1 protein-coding gene is annotated in these 564 nt (G+C 75.0%); it reads right to left on the reverse strand.

The genetic code is table 11. The features are described from left to right. Window positions 1-564: HAD-IC family P-type ATPase (locus LPA54_RS35735; protein WP_228984724.1), on the reverse strand; the 564-nt coding region annotated here is incomplete at both ends.

Below are 564 nucleotides of genomic sequence, written 5' to 3' on the forward strand. Positions count from 1 at the left end.
GCCCGTCGTCTCGGTTGCGGTGAGGGTGCCTGCCAGGTGGGCGGGGAGGGGGAGGGACCATTCCGCCATCAGGCGGGGGCGGCCCACCAGGACCGCGTGGCCCTCGACGATGCCCTGGACGCCCAGGCCGGGCACAGCCGTGAAGTCCTCCGGGGTGGGCAGGGCGTCGAGCTTGGCCAGGGCCGCGTCCGCCACGGCCCGGGCGATCGGGTGTTCCGAGGCGTGCTCCAGGGCGCCGGCCAGGCGCAGGACGTCCGTCTCGTCGGTGTCGGGGGAGTGGACGGCCACCAGGCTCATCCGGCCGGTGGTGACGGTTCCGGTCTTGTCCAGGACCACCGTGTCGACGCGGCGGGTGGACTCCAGGACCTCCGGGCCCTTGATGAGGATGCCGAGCTGGGCGCCCCGGCCGGTGCCGACCATCAGCGCGGTCGGGGTGGCGAGCCCGAGGGCGCAGGGGCAGGCGATGATCAGCACGGCCACCGCCGCGGTGAACGCGGCCGTGGTGCCCGCGCCGTTGCCGATCCAGAAGCCCAGGGTGGCCAGGGCGAGGGCGATGACCACGGG

This window comes from Streptomyces sp. DH12, assembly GCF_020873895.1.
Lineage (GTDB): Bacteria > Actinomycetota > Actinomycetes > Streptomycetales > Streptomycetaceae > Streptomyces.